Source organism: Roseicyclus sp. (assembly GCF_052168335.1).
Lineage (GTDB): Bacteria > Pseudomonadota > Alphaproteobacteria > Rhodobacterales > Rhodobacteraceae > Roseibacterium.
The window spans coordinates 1-15,515 of record NZ_JBQLZP010000441.1 but is presented as its reverse complement, the minus strand read 5'-3'; the positions used below and the strand labels follow the sequence as shown (position 1 = coordinate 15,515).

The 15,515-nt window shown below is 69.4% G+C and carries 17 protein-coding genes and 1 pseudogene; 12 read left to right on the top strand and 6 right to left on the bottom strand.

All coding sequences use genetic code 11. The features are described from left to right. The 8 genes from ACTS11_RS13505 to arfB form a co-directional block, all read left to right on the top strand. Window positions 1–514 (top strand): TrmO family methyltransferase domain-containing protein (locus tag ACTS11_RS13505; protein ID WP_442640828.1); only part of this gene is annotated, 514 nt, incomplete at its 5' end. A 40-nt stretch (window positions 515–554) separates the two neighbouring features. Further along, the gene (locus ACTS11_RS13500) at window positions 555–1,805 is read left to right on the top strand and encodes an APC family permease (protein ID WP_442640827.1); all 1,251 of its coding nucleotides are present in this window, start codon (window positions 555–557) and stop codon (window positions 1,803–1,805) included. A gap of 40 nt (window positions 1,806–1,845) precedes the next feature. Further along, entirely contained in the window at window positions 1,846–2,322 is a 477-nt protein-coding gene (gene smpB / locus ACTS11_RS13495) for an SsrA-binding protein SmpB (RefSeq protein ID WP_442640826.1), read from the top strand. A 77-nt stretch (window positions 2,323–2,399) separates the two neighbouring features. After that, on the top strand, window positions 2,400–3,263 hold the full coding sequence (gene sseA, locus ACTS11_RS13490; RefSeq protein ID WP_442640825.1) for a 3-mercaptopyruvate sulfurtransferase: 864 nt from the start codon (window positions 2,400–2,402) through the stop codon (window positions 3,261–3,263). Next, window positions 3,260–3,829, top strand: a complete 570-nt coding sequence (locus ACTS11_RS13485; protein WP_442640824.1) for a GNAT family N-acetyltransferase — start codon at window positions 3,260–3,262, stop codon at window positions 3,827–3,829. Before sseA ends, ACTS11_RS13485 begins: the two co-directional genes overlap by 4 nt. A 5-nt stretch (window positions 3,830–3,834) precedes the next feature. Beyond that, a complete protein-coding gene (locus tag ACTS11_RS13480) occupies window positions 3,835–5,037 on the top strand; it encodes an amino acid aminotransferase (protein WP_442640823.1) in 1,203 nt (400 codons plus the stop codon). A 61-nt stretch (window positions 5,038–5,098) separates the two neighbouring features. Further along, window positions 5,099–5,719, top strand: coding sequence for a queuosine precursor transporter (locus ACTS11_RS13475; RefSeq protein WP_442640822.1), 621 nt, complete (start codon window positions 5,099–5,101; stop codon window positions 5,717–5,719). A gap of 239 nt (window positions 5,720–5,958) precedes the next feature. Beyond that, complete coding sequence (gene arfB, locus ACTS11_RS13470; protein ID WP_442640821.1) at window positions 5,959–6,375, top strand: alternative ribosome rescue aminoacyl-tRNA hydrolase ArfB; 417 nt, start codon at window positions 5,959–5,961, stop codon at window positions 6,373–6,375. Window positions 6,376–6,413: 38 nt separating this feature from the next. Here arfB and ACTS11_RS13465 read toward each other — a convergent pair whose 3' ends face one another. From ACTS11_RS13465 to epmA, 5 genes are all read right to left on the bottom strand, one after another. Next, window positions 6,414–7,436, bottom strand: a complete 1,023-nt coding sequence (locus ACTS11_RS13465; RefSeq protein ID WP_442640820.1) for an ATP-binding protein — start codon at window positions 7,434–7,436, stop codon at window positions 6,414–6,416. 13 nt (window positions 7,437–7,449) lie between these two features. Then, complete coding sequence (gene pncB, locus ACTS11_RS13460) at window positions 7,450–8,742, bottom strand: nicotinate phosphoribosyltransferase (protein WP_442640819.1); 1,293 nt, start codon at window positions 8,740–8,742, stop codon at window positions 7,450–7,452. A 67-nt stretch (window positions 8,743–8,809) separates the two neighbouring features. Then, window positions 8,810–9,604 (bottom strand): LytTR family DNA-binding domain-containing protein, encoded by a 795-nt coding sequence (locus tag ACTS11_RS13455; RefSeq protein ID WP_442640818.1) that lies wholly within the window; start codon window positions 9,602–9,604, stop codon window positions 8,810–8,812. A gap of 25 nt (window positions 9,605–9,629) precedes the next feature. Next, window positions 9,630–10,475 (bottom strand): hypothetical protein, encoded by an 846-nt coding sequence (locus ACTS11_RS13450; protein ID WP_442640817.1) that lies wholly within the window; start codon window positions 10,473–10,475, stop codon window positions 9,630–9,632. A 104-nt stretch (window positions 10,476–10,579) separates the two neighbouring features. Then, on the bottom strand, window positions 10,580–11,599 hold the full coding sequence (gene epmA / locus ACTS11_RS13445) for an EF-P lysine aminoacylase EpmA (protein ID WP_442640816.1): 1,020 nt from the start codon (window positions 11,597–11,599) through the stop codon (window positions 10,580–10,582). Window positions 11,600–11,687: 88 nt separating this feature from the next. Here epmA and efp point away from each other — a divergent pair, with 88 nt between their 5' ends. The 3 genes from efp (at window position 11,688) to ACTS11_RS13430 (ending at window position 14,415) form a co-directional block, all read left to right on the top strand. After that, the gene (gene efp, locus ACTS11_RS13440) at window positions 11,688–12,254 is read left to right on the top strand and encodes an elongation factor P (RefSeq protein ID WP_442640815.1); all 567 of its coding nucleotides are present in this window, start codon (window positions 11,688–11,690) and stop codon (window positions 12,252–12,254) included. A 12-nt stretch (window positions 12,255–12,266) separates the two neighbouring features. Next, entirely contained in the window at window positions 12,267–13,382 is a 1,116-nt protein-coding gene (locus tag ACTS11_RS13435) for a THUMP domain-containing class I SAM-dependent RNA methyltransferase (RefSeq protein ID WP_442640814.1), read from the top strand. A gap of 61 nt (window positions 13,383–13,443) precedes the next feature. Further along, window positions 13,444–14,415, top strand: a complete 972-nt coding sequence (locus tag ACTS11_RS13430; RefSeq protein WP_442640813.1) for an NAD(P)H-binding protein — start codon at window positions 13,444–13,446, stop codon at window positions 14,413–14,415. A 3-nt stretch (window positions 14,416–14,418) separates the two neighbouring features. Here the strand turns inward: ACTS11_RS13430 and pncA are convergent, their stop codons facing one another. Further along, window positions 14,419–15,024: a bifunctional nicotinamidase/pyrazinamidase gene (gene pncA / locus ACTS11_RS13425; protein WP_442640812.1), complete on the bottom strand. Its 606-nt coding sequence runs from the start codon at window positions 15,022–15,024 to the stop codon at window positions 14,419–14,421. Between the two features lie 75 nt (window positions 15,025–15,099). Here pncA and ACTS11_RS13420 point away from each other — a divergent pair. Further along, window positions 15,100–15,515 (top strand): annotated as a pseudogene (locus tag ACTS11_RS13420) (rhodanese-related sulfurtransferase); the annotation flags it as partial.

The window sequence follows — 15,515 nt, the reverse complement described above, 5'->3', positions numbered from 1 at the left end:
CAGAAGATCCAGGCGGCGATGCGACATGCCGGGATCATCGGCTGACCGCGAGACCCGGCCGGGCGAGGTGACGCTCGGCTTCGACCCGGCAGAGCGGGCGGACGCGTCCCTCTGCTTCATCGGCCACATCCGCTCGTCCTGGGCGAAGGGCACGGCGCCGAAGAACCTGCGCGCGGCGCGCGAGACGGGAGAGGGCGCGCGGATCGAGCTTCTGCCGGGTTACGCCGCCGGGCTTGCGGGCCTGTCCGTCGGGCAGGCGATCCAGGTCCTCTACTGGGTCGACCGGGGCCAGCGCGACCTGATCGTGCAGACCCCGAACCACGGGTCCACGCGCGGGGTCTTCGCGCTGCGCTCGCCGGTGCGGCCGAACCCGATCGCGCTCGGGACGGTGGTGATCACCGCGCTCGACCCGGAGGCGGGCGTCATCGGCATCGACGCGACGGACGCCTGGGACGGCACGCCGGTCCTCGACATCAAGCCGTGGATCGACACGGTGGACACGCCGCCCGGCTGAGGCCTCCGGAACAAGCCTGGGGGGTCGGCGTTGCGCCCCCATGGCGGAACAGGCGGAGAAGGCACGCGACCGGGGGCTCGACCGGTCGGTCGGCACCATCGGGCTCACCTTCTACGGCATCGGCACCATTCTCGGGGCCGGGATCTTCGTGGTGATCGGCGAGGTCATCGGGCGGGCTGGCGCGCTGTCGCCCCTGGCCTACATGCTCGCCGCGACGGTCGCGGTGACGACCGCGCTGTCCTATTCCGAGATCGCCGCGCGCGTTCCCTCGGCGGGCGGGCCCATCGACTACATGAACGAGGCCTTCGGCATCGGCTGGCTCGCCGCGCTCATCGGCTGGGTGCTGGTGGTGGCCAATATCGTCTCGGGCGCCACGATCACCACGGGCTTCGTCAGCTATCTCGGCGCCTGGGTCGAGCTGCCGGGCTGGATTCCGACCGTGGGGCTCATCGCGCTCCTGACGCTGATCGCGAGCCTCGGGATGAAGGAGAGCGCCTGGTTCATGACCGTCACGACCGTGATCGGCGTCGCGACGCTCGGCCTCATCGTCTGGATCAACCGCGACGGGCTGGCCGGCTCGCCCCCCGCGATGCTGGAGGCGGTCCGGGGCGGTGGCGACGGCATCGACGGGAGCGTCGCCTTCGCGCTGATCGGGGCGGCCTTCCTCGCCATGTATTCCTTCATCGGCTTCGGCGACATGGCCCAGACCGCCGAGGAGGTCGAGGACGTGCGCACCACCCTGCCGCGCGCGATGATCCTCGCGCTCGTCGCCGTCTTCGTCACCTACATCGTCGTCGCCATGGCCGTGACCGGCACGGGAGAGACGGCGGACCTCGCCGGGGCGAAGGCGCCGCTGGTGGCCGCGGTCGAGCGTTTCGGCTGGACCGGCTGGCCCTTCATCCTTGCGTCGCTCTTCGTGATCGTGAACGGCGGGCTCACGCAGATCATCGCGGCGGCGCGGCTCCTCTACGATCTCGCGCGCGACGGGAACCGGGCGCCCGGCCTCTTCGCGAAGGTGAACGCGCGCACCGACACGCCGGTCCTCGCCACGCTCGCCGCCTCGGCCGCGGCGCTCGTCCTCGCGCTCCTCGTGCCGCTCGGGCGGCTGGCGCAGGCCACCAGCCTCGCCATCCTGATCGTCTTCTTCGCGGTGAACGCCGCGCTCCTCGTGCTGAAGCGGCGCGACCAGCCCGAGGGCGTGCCGGACGTCTGGATCGGTTGGCCGGTGCTTGGGATGGGCTTCTGCGCGGCGGCGGTCGTCGGGCAGGCGGCACTCTGGCTGACGGGGTAGGCCCCTCGACTCCGCGCCTGCCGCCCCTTATCTGCGGGGCATGTCCAAGACCGACGAGAACAAGAACTACAAGGTCGTCGCCGAGAACCGGCGCGCGCGTTTCGACTACGCCATCGAGGACGATCTCGAGGTGGGCATCATCCTGCTCGGCTCGGAGGTGAAGTCGCTGCGCGAGGGACAGGCCAACATCGCCGAGAGCTACGCCACCGTGGACGAGGGCGAACTCTGGCTCATCAACAGCTACGTCGCGCCCTACGTTCAGGCCAAGACCTTCCCCCACGAGGAGAAGCGCCGCCGCAAGCTGCTGGTCTCGCGCAAGGAGCTTTCGAAGCTCTGGAACGCGACGCAGCGGCAGGGCATGACGCTGGTGCCGCTGGTGCTCTACTTCAACCACAAGGGCATCGCGAAGCTGAAGATCGGCATCGCCAAGGGGAAGAAGACCGCCGACAAGCGCGAGACTTCGGCCAAGCGCGACTGGGACCGGCAGAAGCAGCGCCTGCTGAAGCAGGGCGGCTGACGCGTCAGACCCTTGCGCGCCGGGGGTCTGGGTCGTAGGCCTATCCGGGACCGAATGCGCAGCGCGGGAGAGGGAACATGGCCAAGCCCATCACCGGGGACGATCCGAAGACGCTCGTCTCGACCGCGTGGCTCGCGGCGCATCTCGACGATCCCGACCTGCGCGTGATCGACGCGTCCTACTACCTGCCCGGCGCGGGACGGGACGCCAAGGCCGAATACGCCGCCGCGCACATCCCCGGCGCGCGCCACTTCGACATCGACGAGATCTCGGACGCCCGCAGCGACCTGCCCCACATGGTCGCGCCCGCCGAGAAGTTCATGAGCCGGATGCGCGCCATGGGCATCGGCGACGGGCACCAGGTGGTTGTCTACGACGCCGTCGGCATCTTCTCGGCCGCGCGCGTCTGGTGGAACTTCCGCCTGATGGGCAAGACCGACGTGGCGGTGCTCGACGGCGGTTTCCCCAAATGGCAGGCCGAGGGGCATCCGGTCGAGGACATGCCGCCGATCCTGCGCGACCGGCACATGACGGTGCAGCGGCAGGCGCACCTCGTGAAGGACGTGACGCAGGTGGCCGCCGCCTCCAAGCTCGGCGACTGGCAGATCCTCGACGCGCGCAGCCCCGGCCGCTTCCGCGGCGACGAGCCCGAGGTGCGCCCCGGCCTCCGCGCCGGCCACATCCCCGGCTCGATCAACGTGCATTACGCGACGCTCCTCAATCCCGACGGGACGATGAAGGAGGCGGACGCGCTGAAGGCCGCCTTCGAAGCGGCGGGCGCCGACATCTCGCGGCGGACGATCACCACCTGCGGCTCGGGCGTCACGGCGGCGATCCTGATGCTGGCGCTCGCGCGGCTCGGCAACGAGGACGTGTCGCTCTACGACGGGTCGTGGTCCGAATGGGGCCGCTTCGACCAGCTCCAGGTCGCCACGGGATGACCCGCATCCCCGCCGGGACCGAGGTGGCCTACCAGGTCACCTACCTCATCATGAAGGACGACCCCCGCCTGTCGCGGCCCGCATTGCCGGAGGGCGTGCGCCTCGAGCAGGCGGTGAACCCGCCCGTCTGGTTCTTCCTCGCGCTCTACGACGCGGTGGGGCGCGACTACGAATGGCGCGACCGCTTCGAGCAGGCCAAGACCGATCCCGAGGCGCTGGCCGCCTTCGTCGGCGATCCGCTGGTGGAAACCTGGGTCGCCTTTGCCGAGGGCTGGCCGCGCGGCTTCTTCATGCTCGACTGGCGGCGGCCCGGCACCTGCGACCTCGCCTATTTCGGCGTCGTACCGGAGGCGGTGGGAACGGGCCTCGGCGGCAGACTCCTGCAAACCGCCATCGCGACCGGCTGGGCGCGCGAGGGCGTCGAGGCGATGACCGTCAACACCTGCGACCTCGACCATCCCCGCGCGCTCGAGCTCTACCGCAAGGCGGGCTTCCGCCCCTTCCGCAGCGAGTTCCGCAAGCGCACCCTGTTCCGCGACCGCGACCCCTCCAGACACCCGGCCTGACGCCCATGTTCGAGACCCTCCTGCCGCCCGAACCCGACAAGATCCTGCGCCTGATGGCGATGTTCGCGGGCGACCCGCGCCCCGACAAGGTCGACCTCGGCGTCGGCGTCTACCGCTCGCCCGAAGGGCGCACGCCCGTCATGCGCGCCGTGAAGGAGGCCGAGCGCCGGATCTGGGAGGCGCAGGAGACGAAGTCCTACGTGGCCCTCACCGGCGATGCGGCCTTCCTCGACGCGATGCGCGAGCTGATCCTCGGCGACGCGGTGCCCGCCGCGCGCGTCGCCGCCGCCGGAACGCCCGGGGGCACGGCGGCCGTGCGGCAGGTGCTGGAAATGGCCCGCCGGCTCACGCCCGAGGCGACCGTCTGGATGTCCGATCCGACCTGGCCGAACCATCCGGCCATCGCCGATCACCTGAAGCAGACGCGCCGGACCTACCGCTACTACGACACCGCCACGGGCGGGCTCGACCGCGAGGGGATGCTGGCCGACCTGGCGCACGCGAAGAAGGGCGACCTGATCCTCCTTCACGCCTGCTGCCACAATCCGACGGGCGCCGACCTGGCGCAGGCCGACTGGGCCGAGATCGCCGCGATCTGCGCGCGGACCGGCGCGATCCCCTTCGTCGACATGGCCTATCTCGGCTTCGGCGACAGCCTCGAGGAGGACGCCGAGGGCACGCGCCTTCTGGCCGCGCGTCTGCCCGAAGTGCTGATCGCCGCGAGCTGCTCCAAGAACTTCGGCCTCTACCGCGAGCGCGTGGGCGTGGTCCTCGTCGTCACCGGCGAGGGCGGGCCGACGCTCGCCGCGCAGGGCACGCTCGCCAATCTCAACCGGCAGAACTACGCCTTCCCGCCCGACCACGGCGCGCGGGTGGTGCAGACGATCCTCGGCGACGCCACGCTCCGCGACGACTGGCGGACGGAGTTGCGCGCCATGCGCGAGACGATGCTCGGCAACCGCGCCGCGCTGGCCGAGGCGCTGCGGGCCGAGACCGGCTCGGACCGGTTCGGCTTTCTCGCCGCGCATCGGGGCATGTTTTCCCTCATCGGCGCGACGCCGGCGGAGGTGACGACGCTGCGCGACACGCACGGCGTCTACCTGGTGGGCGACGGGCGGATGAACGTGGCGGGCCTGACGGCGGAGACGATCCCGAAGGTCGCCCGCGCACTGGCCGAGGTGCTTGCACGCGCGGACGCGCCGGCGTAAGGGGCGGGCCTGCCGGGGTTCCGGCCAAGTCTCCGACCACCTTGTCAAAACGGAAAACGCCATGACCAGATACCTGCCGGGCATCCTCGCGATGGCCGCCGTCGTCGTCGCCTCCAACATCCTCGTCCAGTTCCTCTTCGGACAGTGGCTGACCTGGGGCGCCTTCACCTACCCGCTCGCCTTCCTCGTCACCGACATCATGAACCGCGTCTACGGGCCCGCCGCCGCGCGCCGCGTCGTCTTCGCGGGCTTCCTCGTGGGCGTCGCCTGCTCGCTCGTCGGCACCCAGATCGTCGGCGAGTTCGGGCCGCTCGTGACGCTGCGCATCGCCATCGGTTCGGGGCTGGCCTTCCTCACCGCGCAGCTCCTCGACGTGGCGATCTTCGACCGCTTGCGCTCGGGCGGCTGGTGGCGCGCGCCGGTCGTCTCCTCGCTCATCGGCTCCATCGTCGACACCGCGCTCTTCTTCACCATCGCCTTCTCGGGGGCGCTGACCTTCCTCGAACCGGCCAACGACGTCTCCTGGGCGAACGAGGCGCTGCCGCTGCTGGGCCTCGGCCCCGTCGTGCCGCTCTGGGTGTCGCTGGCCTTCGCCGACTGGATGGTGAAGCTTGCCATCGCGCTGCTGGCGCTGATCCCCTTCCGGCTCATCACGCGAAAGTTGACCACACAGGTTGCGTGAAATGTTTTGACAACCGCAAAATCTGTGGCAGGCTACCTCCAACGGCAACCCAAGCGAAAGGAGGTGATCCAGTGTCTAGAGAAGCATTGGAGAAAGGCGTCGGGACAGCTTGGGAGGTGTGCCTCTAGGGCAGCCCCGGGGGTAAGACCCCTCCCAGGTGGGGACATATCCTAACCGATACCCGCCTCCTGATTTCTCGAAAGGGTCGCCAACAGGCGACCCTTTTTCGTGGGGGAACGATGCTCAGGATCACCGACCAGATCGCCATCGAGGAGTGGGAACTGACCGAGCAGTTCGTGCGCGCCTCCGGTCCCGGCGGGCAGAACGTCAACAAGGTGTCGAGCGCGGTGGAGCTGCGTTTCGAGGCGGAGCGCTCGCCGTCCCTCCCCGACGCGGTGAAGCGGCGGCTCCGGCGGCTGGCGGGGCGGCGCTGGACGAAGGAGGGGGCGGTCGTCCTCCAGGTGTCCGAGGAGCGCAGCCAGGCCCGCAACCGCGAGATCGCGCGGGAGCGTCTGGCGGACCTCGTGCGCCGGGCGACGGTGGCGCCGAAGCGCCGCGTCGCCACGAAGCCAACGCGCGGGTCGGTGGAGCGGCGGCTCAAGGCGAAGAAGGTGCGGGGGGAGGTGAAGGCGGGGAGGGGACGGGTGGAGGAGTGAGGTTTAGGAACGATACCTCACCCAAAATTTCCAAAGCCCTACAGTTTCATTTGATATTCTCTGCGCAACAAAAGAGACATTGCTGAGGGCGGTCGGTTTCCGGAGCCCTTAATTGTAGCAGCAAGTTCCTTTCCATCTTCTCTGAATTCTTGAAGCCGGCCTTGCACGTCACCGATTTCTTCTACGTTCAAGTTCAAACGAATAGCGGTTCCGGGGAACGAGGTCGGATAGTTGTTCTTGGTTCTTTTCGAGAAATGGATCGCTGAATCTCCGCTTACAATCACGAAGTTACCACCGTTTCTGGCCAATCTGTTCGTCATATAAAGTCCGTACCCAGAATTAAACCAGTTTGACGATGTTCGAGGTAGATGTGTTTTTCCCGAGACGCCGGGAAGAAGGCTATATTCAAGCGCGTCCTTGTCAGTCGGGAAGCGAAAGTTCGGGTTGGTCCCAAGCCCGCGTCGAATGCCAATCCCGAAATCGGAAACCGCAAACTCGACTTTATTGCTCCTTGGCCAATACTGCGCACAAAAGAACAGGCTGTCGGCCTCGCTGTGCTCAAAAACGTTCCTGAAGATCTCCCTAATCGAATAGGATAAGACGTCAAAGAGGTTTTTGTTCTCTCCTCGATCTCTAGCGACAACTCCGGAAATGCGATCAACGTGTCGTTGGATGAGGTCTGGAAGCTCCTCATATTTGTCAGATGCCTTTTCGTAAAATCCCGCCTTTGTGATTTCAGTAATGGGAAGGTAGTCGGTGCTCCCTCGAGCTTCACCTAAGTCTTTTCCGTGGTCGAAACCACACATGCTAAAGAAGCCCATGTGGGATAGGTAACCGTGGTGCTCCCACCCATTGAAAATAATTGTCAGATCTTTGCAGTGTTGTTTTAGGTACCTGATTTTTGATGACAAGAGAACCATCGTAAAGGGCGAGAAGAATGCTTTCGGCGGAAGATCAATTATTAAGCGATCATGAGCCGAAAAATAGTCAAGTTCCCTCACAAAATTCAGGACGCAGGGAAGGGTAAGGCTTTGAGGGAGTTCTATTCTGGCGTTTGGCATTATTGTGTCATCCCTAAACCACCACCTCAACCCGCTCCTGCTCCCCGACCCCGAACACCCGCTTGTACCGGGCGATCTCCACCTCCGGCCCCATCGCCTTCTCCGGGTTGTCCGAGAGCTTGACGGTCGGCCGGCCGTTCGCCGCCACGGCCTTGCACACCAGCGAGAACGGGGCCAGCGCGTCGCCCTCGACGAGCCCGCGGAAGTCGTTCGTGAGCAGCGTCCCCCAGCCGAAGGACACCCGCACCCGTCCCGAGAAGCGGGCGTGGAGGTCCTCGATCACGTCGACGTCCAGCCCGTCGGAGAAGATCACCAGCTTCTCGCGCGGATCCTCGCCCCGCGACGTCCACCAGGCGATGGCCGTCTCCGCCCCCTTCACCGGGTCGCCGGAATCGATGCGGATGCCCGTCCACTGCGTCAGCCAGTCGGGCGCGCGGGCCAGGAACCCCTCCGTCCCGTAGGTGTCGGGCAGGATGATGCGCAGGTTCCCCGAATGCTCCTCGTGCCAGTCCGAGAGCACGTCGTAGGGTGCGCGGGCGAGGTCGGCGTCGGTCTCGGCCAGCGCGGCGTAGACCATCGGCAGTTCGTGCGCGTTCGTCCCGATGGCCTCGAGGTCGCGGTTCTTGGCGATGAGGCAGTTGGAGGTGCCCGCGAAGGTCGGCCCCAGCCCCTCCTGCATCGCCTGCACGGCCCAGTCCTGCCAGAGGAAGGAATGCCGCCGCCGCGTGCCGAAGTCCGCGATCCGCAGCTCGGGGATCTTCTGCAGGCGCTCCACCTTCTCCCAGAGCTTGGTCATGGCGCGGGCGTAGAGGACCTGGAGCTCGAAGCGGCCCATGTCCTTGAGGACGGCGCGGCCCCGGAGCTCCATCAGCACGGCGAGCGCGGGGATCTCCCACAGCATGACCTCGGGCCAGGCGCCCTCGAAGGTCAGTTCGTACTGGTCGCCGACGCGCTCGAGGTGATAGGGCGGCAGGCGCAGGTTCTCGAACCAGTCCATGAAGTCGGGGCGGAACATCTGCCGCTTGCCGTAGAAGGTGTTGCCGCGCATCCAGGTGCTCTCGCCGCGCGACAGGCGCAGGGTGCGGATGTGGTCGAGCTGCTCGCGCAGTTCCCCCTCGTCGATCAGCCTGGCCAGCGGAATGCGCGCGGTGCGGTTGATGAGCGAGAAGGTGACGTTCGTGTCGGGCCGGTTGCGGAACACCGACTGGCACATCAGGAGCTTGTAGAAATCCGTGTCGATCAGCGAGCGGACGATCGGGTCGATCTTCCACTTGTGATTGTAGACGCGGGTGGCGATGTCGACCATTGGCAAGGCTCCGGGTTCCCCGCCCCGGTTAAACCAACGCCGTTCCGCGCTGTCCAGAAGCGCCGGTTCAGCCGCGCCCGCGGAGCGCGGCCCGGAGGGCGGGGCGGAACGGGCGGCTGACGGGCAGGTCGGGCGTCGCCTCGAGCCGGCAGAGCGTGCGGCCGCCCTCCGTCACGACGCCCCGGACATGCGCGAGCGCGACCCAGTGGGAGCGGTGGATCTGCATCCCGGGATAGGCGTCGAGCGCCTCGGTCGCGCGGCCGAAGGAGTAGAGGATCAGCGCGTCGCCGGCCGTGGTGTAGACGCGCAGGTAGTGCAGCTCCGCCGAGAGGGCGACGAGGTCGCGGCCGAGGCGCGCGGGCAGGCGGGCCCAAAGTTCGTCGGCCGGGTCGGGCGCGGGGGGCTGCGCGGCGGGCGCGGGCGGCTCCAGCCGCACCAGCGTCGGGGCGTTGATGAGAAGCCAGGTGAGCAGGATGGGGCCGGAGAAGGCCATGAACTCGTGCAGCGCGCCGAGGAGCATCGGGTCGCCCGCCGTCTCGGAGGCCGAGGGCGGGCGGAAGATGCGGTCGATGACGAGCGCGACGGGCGTGAAGGCGACGGAGGCGACTGCGCCCGAGACCAGCACCTGCACCGCGCCCGGCAACCGCGAGAGAAGGGCGACGCGCCCGACGCCGAGCTGAACCCCGGCCAAGAGTCCCAGCGCCGCCGCGACGTGGAGGAGCCAGAAGGCCCCCGTGCGGCCGAGACCCAGCCCCTCCGACGGCCGTGGCCCGAGCCAGGTCAGAACGACCGTCAGCCCGAGGCCGCAGAGGATCAGGTAGGCGCTCCATCCGATCCGGGCGCGGCCGGCACTGGCGGTCATGTCTCGGCCTCCGGGATCGACGGTGTCAGGCGCCGAGAAGCGGCAGGCCCAGTACCGCCTGAAGGTAGACCAGGAGCGTCAGCGCCGCATAGAGGGTTGCGCCGATGACGATGCTGTGCCGCCGAAATCCGCGCCGGTCCGCCGCAAGGCCCAGGAGCGGCAGCGCCTGCATCATGTGCAGCGACAGGAAATGCGCGGGCCTGAGGTCGCCCACCTCCATCGACCAGCCGAGGACGGGAAGCCGCGGGCCGCCTTCGGTGGGGACGCCGATATAGCGGCCGTCGTTCCCGGCCAGCTCGCCCGCGACGAACATCGTCAGGATGACGGTGCCGAGGAAGCCGAGCACGACCGCGAGCCGCGTCCCCTCGCCCAGCCGCGCGGCCCGGTCGAGCCAGGCGGCGGCGCCGACGGTGGCGATCGCCCCCATCAGCCCCGAGGCGCCGAGGCCCATCAGGCTGTACATCCGCTCGTGGAACGCGGTCGTCTCGTTGAAGTGGGGCGGCTCGGCCCGCGCCGCCTGCGCGCCGATATAGGCCATCTCGAAGGCGAAGGCCGCCCCGGCGACCAGCACGGCGAGAGCAACGAAGACGTTCCGCCGCCAGCGGTCCGAGAAGCGCCCGGCCACCAGGGACAGTGTCGCGAAGAGGATCGCGAAGGACGCGGCGAACTTGAACGGTTTCAGCCAGACGGGCTCGGCGCCGAGGGTCCGGGCGTCGAGGACCAGCATCCCCAGCGTCAGCGCCGCCATGCCCGTGGCCGCGAGGGCCAGCGCGCGGAAGGCCCGGGCGCCGTCGATGGGTCCGGTCCGGTCGAGAAGGGCGGACAGCGTGTCGGTCGCACGGTCGAGGCGGATGGCGTGGAGGGAAGGCATGGGGGGCTCCTGCGTGGCGTGGATGCCCCGCAGGTAGGCGCCGCGCACTGCGCCCTGCCAGCGCGCCTGCACGGATCTACACCTCGATTGCACGGATCGACAGGTCAGGCGGGCGGCGTCCACATCACGTCCCCCACGCGCGGCGCATGGGTGGCGAGCATGACCAGCCGGTCGAGCCCGAGCGCGCAGCCGCTGGCGGGCGGCATCCGGGCGAGGGCCGAGAGCAGGTCCTCGTCGAGGGGGTAGCGGGTGCCGTAGAGCCGCTCCTTCAGGGCCATGTCCGCCTCGAAGCGCGCCCGCTGCTCGGCCGGGTCGGTGAGTTCTCCGAAGGCATTGGCGAGCTCCAGTCCGCAGGCGAAAAGCTCGAACCGCTCGGCGAGGCGGGGGTCGCCGGGCTGGCGGCGGGCGAGCGCGGCCTCGGGCGCGGGATAGGCGTCGAGGATCACGGGCCCCGCGCCGAGGTTCGGCTCCACCCGTTCGGTCAGCACGCGGGAGAAGAGGTCGGACCAGCTGTCGTCCGAGCCCCGCGCGATGCCGACGGCGTCGAGACCGGCCGCGAGCGCCGCCGCGTCCGGCCGCCCCTGCGGCAGCGTGGACAGGAGGTCGATGCCGTGGCGGGCGAACTCGATCGGCACGGTGGTGCGGACGGGCGGCGCGAAGGGATCGCAGGTGGTGTCGCGGTGCCGGAACTCCGTGACACCCGAGGCCTCGGCGGCGGCGCGGAGAAGCGCCGCGCAATCCTCCATCAGCGTCTCGTAGCCCTGCCCGGCGCGATACCATTCGAGCATCGTGAACTCGACCGCGTGGCGCGGCCCGCCCTCGCGGTTCCGCCAGACGCGGGACATGGTGAAGATGCGCTCCTCCCCCGCCGCCAGCAGCTTCTTCATGGCGAATTCCGGCGAGGTATGGAGGTAGCGCGTGCGCGGCGTCAGCCCCTCGTCCAGCGCCACGGTCTCGAAGGCATGGAGATGCGTCTCGTTCCCCGGCGAGACGACGAGATACGCTGGATCGACCTCGGTGAAGCCCTGCTCCTCGAACCAGCGGCGGATCGCGGCCACGATCCGGTTCCGCGCGAGCAGGACCGGGCGGCGGTCGGCGTGGGTGTCGCGGTCCCACCATGTCATGGCTGGCCCTTTCGCGGCGGATGGGGTAACGGCTGCCTCTAACGCGGGGCGCGCGCGCCCTCAAGCGACGTCATTTCTGGAGGCTGTCATGAAGGTCATCGCGTCCCAGCTGCGCAAGGGCAATGTCGTGGACATCGACGGGGTGCTCTACGTCATCCTGAAGGCCGAGAACTTCCACCCCGGCAAGGGCACGCCCGTGACCCAGGTGGACATGCGCCGCATCGACAACGGCACCAAGGTCAGCGAGCGCTGGAAGACCACCGACGGCGTCGAGCGCGCCCACGTGGAGGAGAAGACCTACCAGTTCCTCTACGAGGACGGCGAGGGCTACCACTTCATGGAGCCCGAGAGCTACGAGCAGGTCACCGCCTCCGCCGACGTGATCGGCGACGCGAAGGTGTGGCTCCAGGACGGGATGCAGTGCTACCTGTCGATCCACAACGAGGTCGTCATCGCGATCGAGCTGCCGCAGAAGGTGACGGTCGAGATCATGGAGACGGAGCCCGTCGTGAAGGGGCAGACCGCGTCCTCCTCCTACAAGCCCGCGATGGCCGACAACGGCGTGCGCGTCATGGTGCCGCCGCATATCGGCGTCGGCACCCGCGTCGTGGTGAACACCGAGGACGCCTCCTACGTCGAGCGGGCGAAGGACTGAGGAGCCGTTCCCATGGCGGATGAAGCGCCCGGCCCGGTGACGGCGCCGGGCGTCGTCTTTCTGGTCGGCCTGCCGGGCCTCGAGGACGCGCTCGAGGCGGAGGCGCGCGCTGCGGGCTTCGCGGGCGTCCGGCGCGTGCCGGGCGGGGTCGAGATCGACGGCGGGCTGCCCGAGGCCGCGCGCGCCAACATGGTGCTCCGGTGCGCCGTTCGCGTCCTCTGGCGCGTCGCCTCCTTCCGCGCGATGCACCTCGCGCAGCTCGACAAGCGCGCCCGCAAGGTCGCCTGGCGCGACTGGCTGTCGGCGGAGGTTCCGGTGAAGGTCGAAGCCGTCTGCCGCGCGTCGAGGATTTACCACGACAAGGCGGCTGCCCAGCGGATCGCCAAGGCCATCGCGGATGCCGGGATCAGGGTCGCGCCCGAGGCGGAGATCGTCGTGAAGGCGCGGATCGAGGACGACCTCTGCACCGTCTCGCTCGATACGACCGGCGAGGCGCTGCACCGGCGCGGGCACAAGCAGTACGTCGGCAAGGCGCCCCTGCGCGAGACGATGGCGGCCGGGTTCCTCTGGCGCATGGGCTTCGACGGGTCGCAGGTGGTGGTCGACCCGATGTGCGGCTCGGGGACAATCCCGCTCGAGGCGGCGGAGATCGCGGCGGGCCTCGTGCCCGGGCGCAGCCGAAGCTTTGCCTTCGAGGCGATGATCGGCGGCGCACGGCCGGAGATCGTCCCGCCCCAGCGCGCGCCAGCCCCGCGCTTCCACGGCACCGACCGCGACGCGGGCGCCATTCGCGGCGCAGGCGAGAACGCGGTGCGGGCGGGCGTCGCGGACTGGTGCCGCTTCGCCTGCCAGCCGCTGAGCGAGCTGTCGCCGCCCGAGGGGCCGCCCGGCATCGTCCTGGTGAACCCGCCCTACGGCGCACGGATCGGCAGCCGCAAACCGCTTTTCGCGCTCTACGCGACGCTGGGGCAGGTGCTGGCGGAGCGGTTCGCGGGCTGGCGCGCCGGCGTGATCACCAGCGACGACGGGCTGGCCAAGGCGGTGGGGCTGCCCCTCGCGCCGTCCGAGCCGGTGGCCCATGGCGGGTTGAAGGTGCGCCTCTGGCAGGGTCTCGTCGCGCCCCGATGACGCGGGTGACAGGCGGGCCGCTTGCGGTAGTCTCTGGCCCGAGACGACCCGGAGACGACCCATGACCGACATCCCCGCCGCACCCCAGTGCGTCCTGCTTCTCGGAGCAACCGGGACGGCGGGGCAGGGTGCCGCCCGCGCCCTGGTCGCGGCAGGGCATGACGTCACCTGCATCGTGCGCGATGCGACCTCGAAACTTCCCGCCGGTGCCACCCGCCGCGAAGCGGACGTGACCGACCCGGCGGCGCTGTCGCGCGTCATGGCGGGTGCGGGCTTCGACGCCGTCATCTCCTGCCTCGCCTCGCGCAGCGGCGCGCCGCGCGACGCCTGGGCCATCGACCACGGCGCGCAGTCCGCGGCGCTCGCCTCCGCGAAGGCCGCGGGCATCCCGCGCTTCGTCCTGCTCTCGGCGATCTGCGTGCAGAAGCCGCTCCTCGAGTTCCAGCGCGCCAAGCTCGCCTTCGAGGCGGAGCTGATGGCCTCGGGGCTGGCATGGTCCATCGTGCGGCCCACGGCGTTCTTCAAGTCGCTCTCCGGGCAGGTCGGGCGGCTGAAGGCGGGCAAGCCCTTCCTCCTCTTCGGCGACGGTCGGCTGACCGCCTGCAAGCCGATCTCCGACGACGACCTGGGGCGTTACCTGGCCCTTTGCCTGACCGATCCGGGGAAGGAGAACCGCATCCTCCCCATCGGCGGCCCCGGTCCCGCACTGACGCCGCGCGCGCAGGGCGAGGCGCTGTTCGAGGCGCTGGGCCTGCCGCCGAAGTTCCGGCAGGTGCCGGTCGCCATGATGGACGCGATCATCGGGGTGAGCGGGCTGCTCGGCCGGGTCAGCGGCACCTGGGCCGACCGCGCCGAGTTCGCGCGCATCGGGCGCTACTACGCGACCGAGTCGATGCTGGTCTGGGACGCCGCGAGGGGCCGCTACGACGCCGACGCCACGCCCGAGTTCGGGACCGAGACGCTGGCCGGGCACTACCGCCGCCTCGCCGCCGGAGAGGTCGAGACCGACCTCCGCGAGCACGCGGTCTTCTGAGCCTCAGGCGATCCTGACGCCGGCCTCCCGCATCCCCTCCCGCGCCGCGGCGAGCGACCCGCCGAGGTCGATGGCGCGCGCGAGATCCTCGCGCAGCTCCGTCTCGAAGCCGAGGCGGGTGGCATCGACGGCGGAGTAGTTCACGCAGAAATCCGTGGCGAGGCCCACGAAGGTCAGCTTCGTGATCCCGCGCGTGCGCAGGTAGCCCTCGAGCCCCGTGGGCGTCGTCCGGTCGTTCTCGAAGAAGGCGGAGTAGCTGTCGATCCCCCGGCGGAAGCCCTTGCGGAGGATGAGGTCGGCACGCGCCGTGTCGAGGTCGGGGTGGAAGGCCGCGCCCTGCGTGCCCTGCACGCAATGGTCGGGCCAGAGGACCTGCGGCCCGTAGGGCATCTCGGTCAGCTCCATCGGCGCCTTGCCGGGATGCTGGCTGGCGAAGCTGAGGTGGTCGGCGGGGTGCCAGTCCTGCGTCAGGATCACCGCCGGAAATTCGGCCATGAGCGCGTTGATGCCGGCCACGATCGCGTCGCCCTCGGGCACGGCCAGCGCGCCGCCGGGGCAGAAGTCGTTCTGCATGTCGATGACGATCAGGGCATGGGTCGCGTCGCGCATGGGTCGCCTCCGGTCCGGAACACGGGCGCCACCCTACGCCTTGAGCGGCGGGGTGCAACCTTGTAGGGCGGCGCCATGCTGACCGTCGCCGCGCTCTACCGGTTCACCCGCTTCCCCGACCCCGACGCGCTCCGCGCGCCGCTCAAGGCCCTGTGCGAGGCGAACGGTGTCCGCGGCTCGCTCCTCCTCGCGCCCGAGGGGATCAACGGGACCATCGCGGGCCCCCGGGAGGGGATCGACGCGGTGCTCGCCCATATCCGCGGGCTGCCGGGCTGCGCCGATCTCGAGTGGAAGGAATCGACCACCCGCGAGATGCCCTTCGGCCGGATGAAGGTCCGTCTCAAGCGCGAGATCGTGACGATGGGCGTGCCGGGCACCGACCCGAACGCGCTCGTCGGCACCTACGTCGCGCCCGCCGAGTGGAACGCGCTGATCTCCGCGCCGGATGTCGCGGTGATCGACACCCGCAACGACTACGAGACCGCCATCGG

Excerpts from the sequence above, each read along its gene's own strand:
- ACTS11_RS13500 (WP_442640827.1), top strand. The coding sequence starts at position 555 with ATGGCGGAACAGGCGGAGAAGGCACGCGACCGGGGGCTCGACCGGTCG.
- smpB (WP_442640826.1), top strand. The coding sequence starts at position 1,846 with ATGTCCAAGACCGACGAGAACAAGAACTACAAGGTCGTCGCCGAGAAC.
- sseA (WP_442640825.1), top strand. The coding sequence starts at position 2,400 with ATGGCCAAGCCCATCACCGGGGACGATCCGAAGACGCTCGTCTCGACC.
- ACTS11_RS13485 (WP_442640824.1), top strand. The coding sequence starts at position 3,260 with ATGACCCGCATCCCCGCCGGGACCGAGGTGGCCTACCAGGTCACCTAC.
- ACTS11_RS13480 (WP_442640823.1), top strand. The coding sequence starts at position 3,835 with ATGTTCGAGACCCTCCTGCCGCCCGAACCCGACAAGATCCTGCGCCTG.
- ACTS11_RS13475 (WP_442640822.1), top strand. The coding sequence starts at position 5,099 with ATGACCAGATACCTGCCGGGCATCCTCGCGATGGCCGCCGTCGTCGTC.
- arfB (WP_442640821.1), top strand. The coding sequence starts at position 5,959 with ATGCTCAGGATCACCGACCAGATCGCCATCGAGGAGTGGGAACTGACC.
- ACTS11_RS13465 (WP_442640820.1), bottom strand. The coding sequence starts at position 7,436 with ATGCCAAACGCCAGAATAGAACTCCCTCAAAGCCTTACCCTTCCCTGC.
- pncB (WP_442640819.1), bottom strand. The coding sequence starts at position 8,742 with ATGGTCGACATCGCCACCCGCGTCTACAATCACAAGTGGAAGATCGAC.
- ACTS11_RS13455 (WP_442640818.1), bottom strand. The coding sequence starts at position 9,604 with ATGACCGCCAGTGCCGGCCGCGCCCGGATCGGATGGAGCGCCTACCTG.
- ACTS11_RS13450 (WP_442640817.1), bottom strand. The coding sequence starts at position 10,475 with ATGCCTTCCCTCCACGCCATCCGCCTCGACCGTGCGACCGACACGCTG.
- epmA (WP_442640816.1), bottom strand. The coding sequence starts at position 11,599 with ATGACATGGTGGGACCGCGACACCCACGCCGACCGCCGCCCGGTCCTG.
- efp (WP_442640815.1), top strand. The coding sequence starts at position 11,688 with ATGAAGGTCATCGCGTCCCAGCTGCGCAAGGGCAATGTCGTGGACATC.
- ACTS11_RS13435 (WP_442640814.1), top strand. The coding sequence starts at position 12,267 with ATGGCGGATGAAGCGCCCGGCCCGGTGACGGCGCCGGGCGTCGTCTTT.
- ACTS11_RS13430 (WP_442640813.1), top strand. The coding sequence starts at position 13,444 with ATGACCGACATCCCCGCCGCACCCCAGTGCGTCCTGCTTCTCGGAGCA.
- pncA (WP_442640812.1), bottom strand. The coding sequence starts at position 15,024 with ATGCGCGACGCGACCCATGCCCTGATCGTCATCGACATGCAGAACGAC.